This is a genomic window from Pseudomonas sp. NPDC085632 (assembly GCF_044541255.1).
Classification (GTDB): Bacteria; Pseudomonadota; Gammaproteobacteria; order Pseudomonadales; family Pseudomonadaceae; genus Aquipseudomonas.
This window is the reverse complement of record NZ_JBITSX010000092.1, coordinates 2010-5414: the sequence shown is the minus strand read 5'-3', so window position 1 is coordinate 5414 and position 3405 is coordinate 2010. Positions and strand designations below refer to the sequence as shown.

The window sequence follows — 3405 nt, the reverse complement described above, 5'->3', positions numbered from 1 at the left end:
CTTTCGAACTTTCGGTTCGTTTCGTCTTCACACACCGCAATCTGGCCTTTCGACGCAAATTGCTTGGGTGTTATATGGTCAAGCCTCACGGGCAATTAGTATTGGTTAGCTCAACGCCTCACAGCGCTTACACACCCAACCTATCAACGTCGTAGTCTTCGACGGCCCTTCAGGGAACTCAAGGTTCCAGTGAGATCTCATCTTGAGGCAAGTTTCCCGCTTAGATGCTTTCAGCGGTTATCTTTCCCGAACATAGCTACCCGGCAATGCCACTGGCGTGACAACCGGAACACCAGAGGTTCGTCCACTCCGGTCCTCTCGTACTAGGAGCAGCCCCTCTCAAATCTCAAACGTCCACGGCAGATAGGGACCGAACTGTCTCACGACGTTCTAAACCCAGCTCGCGTACCACTTTAAATGGCGAACAGCCATACCCTTGGGACCGGCTTCAGCCCCAGGATGTGATGAGCCGACATCGAGGTGCCAAACACCGCCGTCGATATGAACTCTTGGGCGGTATCAGCCTGTTATCCCCGGAGTACCTTTTATCCGTTGAGCGATGGCCCTTCCATACAGAACCACCGGATCACTAAGACCTACTTTCGTACCTGCTCGACGTGTCTGTCTCGCAGTCAAGCGCGCTTTTGCCTTTATACTCTACGACCGATTTCCGACCGGTCTGAGCGCACCTTCGTACTCCTCCGTTACTCTTTAGGAGGAGACCGCCCCAGTCAAACTACCCACCATACACTGTCCTCGATCCGGATAACGGACCTGAGTTAGAACCTCAAAGTTGCCAGGGTGGTATTTCAAGGATGGCTCCACGCGAACTGGCGTCCACGCTTCAAAGCCTCCCACCTATCCTACACAAGCAAATTCAAAGTCCAGTGCAAAGCTATAGTAAAGGTTCACGGGGTCTTTCCGTCTAGCCGCGGATACACTGCATCTTCACAGCGATTTCAATTTCACTGAGTCTCGGGTGGAGACAGCGCCGCCATCGTTACGCCATTCGTGCAGGTCGGAACTTACCCGACAAGGAATTTCGCTACCTTAGGACCGTTATAGTTACGGCCGCCGTTTACCGGGGCTTCGATCAAGAGCTTCGCGTTAGCTAACCCCATCAATTAACCTTCCGGCACCGGGCAGGCGTCACACCCTATACGTCCACTTTCGTGTTTGCAGAGTGCTGTGTTTTTAATAAACAGTCGCAGCGGCCTGGTATCTTCGACCGGCATGAGCTTACGGAGCAAGTCCTTCACCCTCACCGGCGCACCTTCTCCCGAAGTTACGGTGCCATTTTGCCTAGTTCCTTCACCCGAGTTCTCTCAAGCGCCTTGGTATTCTCTACCCAACCACCTGTGTCGGTTTGGGGTACGGTTCCTGGTTACCTGAAGCTTAGAAGCTTTTCTTGGAAGCATGGCATCAACCACTTCGTGTTCTAAAAGAACACTCGTCATCAGCTCTCGGCCTTAAGATCCCGGATTTACCTAAGATCTCAGCCTACCACCTTAAACTTGGACAACCAACGCCAAGCTGGCCTAGCCTTCTCCGTCCCTCCATCGCAATAACCAGAAGTACAGGAATATTAACCTGTTTTCCATCGACTACGCTTTTCAGCCTCGCCTTAGGGACCGACTAACCCTGCGTCGATTAACGTTGCGCAGGAAACCTTGGTCTTTCGGCGTGGGTGTTTTTCACACCCATTGTCGTTACTCATGTCAGCATTCGCACTTCTGATACCTCCAGCAAGCTTCTCAACTCACCTTCACAGGCTTACAGAACGCTCCTCTACCGCATCACCCGAAGGTGATACCCGTAGCTTCGGTGTATGGTTTGAGCCCCGTTACATCTTCCGCGCAGGCCGACTCGACTAGTGAGCTATTACGCTTTCTTTAAAGGGTGGCTGCTTCTAAGCCAACCTCCTAGCTGTCTAAGCCTTCCCACATCGTTTCCCACTTAACCATAACTTTGGGACCTTAGCTGACGGTCTGGGTTGTTTCCCTTTTCACGACGGACGTTAGCACCCGCCGTGTGTCTCCCATGCTCGGCACTTGTAGGTATTCGGAGTTTGCATCGGTTTGGTAAGTCGGGATGACCCCCTAGCCGAAACAGTGCTCTACCCCCTACAGTGATACATGAGGCGCTACCTAAATAGCTTTCGAGGAGAACCAGCTATCTCCGAGCTTGATTAGCCTTTCACTCCGATCCACAGGTCATCCGCTAACTTTTCAACGGTAGTCGGTTCGGTCCTCCAGTTAGTGTTACCCAACCTTCAACCTGCCCATGGATAGATCGCCCGGTTTCGGGTCTATTCCCAGCGACTAGACGCCCTATTAAGACTCGCTTTCGCTACGCCTCCCCTATTCGGTTAAGCTCGCCACTGAAAATAAGTCGCTGACCCATTATACAAAAGGTACGCAGTCACCCAACAAAGTGGGCTCCCACTGCTTGTACGCATACGGTTTCAGGATCTATTTCACTCCCCTCTCCGGGGTTCTTTTCGCCTTTCCCTCACGGTACTAGTTCACTATCGGTCAGTCAGTAGTATTTAGCCTTGGAGGATGGTCCCCCCATATTCAGACAAAGTTTCTCGTGCTCCGTCCTACTCGATTTCATGACTAAGAGATTTTCGCGTACAGGGCTATCACCCACTATGGCCGCACTTTCCAGAGCGTTCCGCTAATCTCAAAGCCACTTAAGGGCTAATCCCCGTTCGCTCGCCACTACTAAGGGAATCTCGGTTGATTTCTTTTCCTCAGGGTACTTAGATGTTTCAGTTCCCCTGGTTCGCCTCTTGCACCTATGTATTCAGTACAAGATAACCATCTTATGATGGCTGGGTTCCCCCATTCAGACATCTCCGGATCAAAGTCTGTTTGCCGACTCCCCGAAGCTTTTCGCAGGCTACCACGTCTTTCATCGCCTCTGACTGCCAAGGCATCCACCGTATGCGCTTCTTCACTTGACCATATAACCCCAAGCAATCTGGTTATACTGTGAAGACGACATTCTCCGAAAATTCGAATTTCTCAATTAAGAGAACTCACAAATTTTACCTTAGCCTGATCCGTTACCAGTGAAAGTAACGTTCAGTCTATCTTTCTATCACATACCCAAATTTTTAAAGAACGAACTAGTCAAAGACTAGAAATCAACATTCACCATCACAACGATGGAATGCTCATTTCTAAGCTTTCAAACTTCAGAAGCAGTAGTGGTGGAGCCAAACGGGATCGAACCGTTGACCTCCTGCGTGCAAGGCAGGCGCTCTCCCAGCTGAGCTATGGCCCCGTATTTCTACAGGCGTTTCCCACACAAAATTGGTGGGTCTGGGCAGATTCGAACTGCCGACCTCACCCTTATCAGGGGTGCGCTCTAACCAACTGAGCTACAGACCCAATTTCG

At 51.0% G+C, this 3405-nt stretch carries 2 tRNA genes and 1 rRNA gene; all 3 read right to left on the bottom strand.

The features are described from left to right. Nucleotides 1–74: 74 nt before the first annotated feature. A 23S ribosomal RNA gene (locus ACIF4X_RS28925) occupies nt 75–2968 on the bottom strand. 247 nt (nt 2969–3215) lie between these two features. Next, nucleotides 3216–3291: transfer RNA gene (locus ACIF4X_RS28920), tRNA-Ala, on the bottom strand. Between the two features lie 30 nt (nt 3292–3321). Further along, nucleotides 3322–3398: transfer RNA gene (locus ACIF4X_RS28915), tRNA-Ile, on the bottom strand. Nucleotides 3399–3405: the final 7 nt, after the last annotated feature.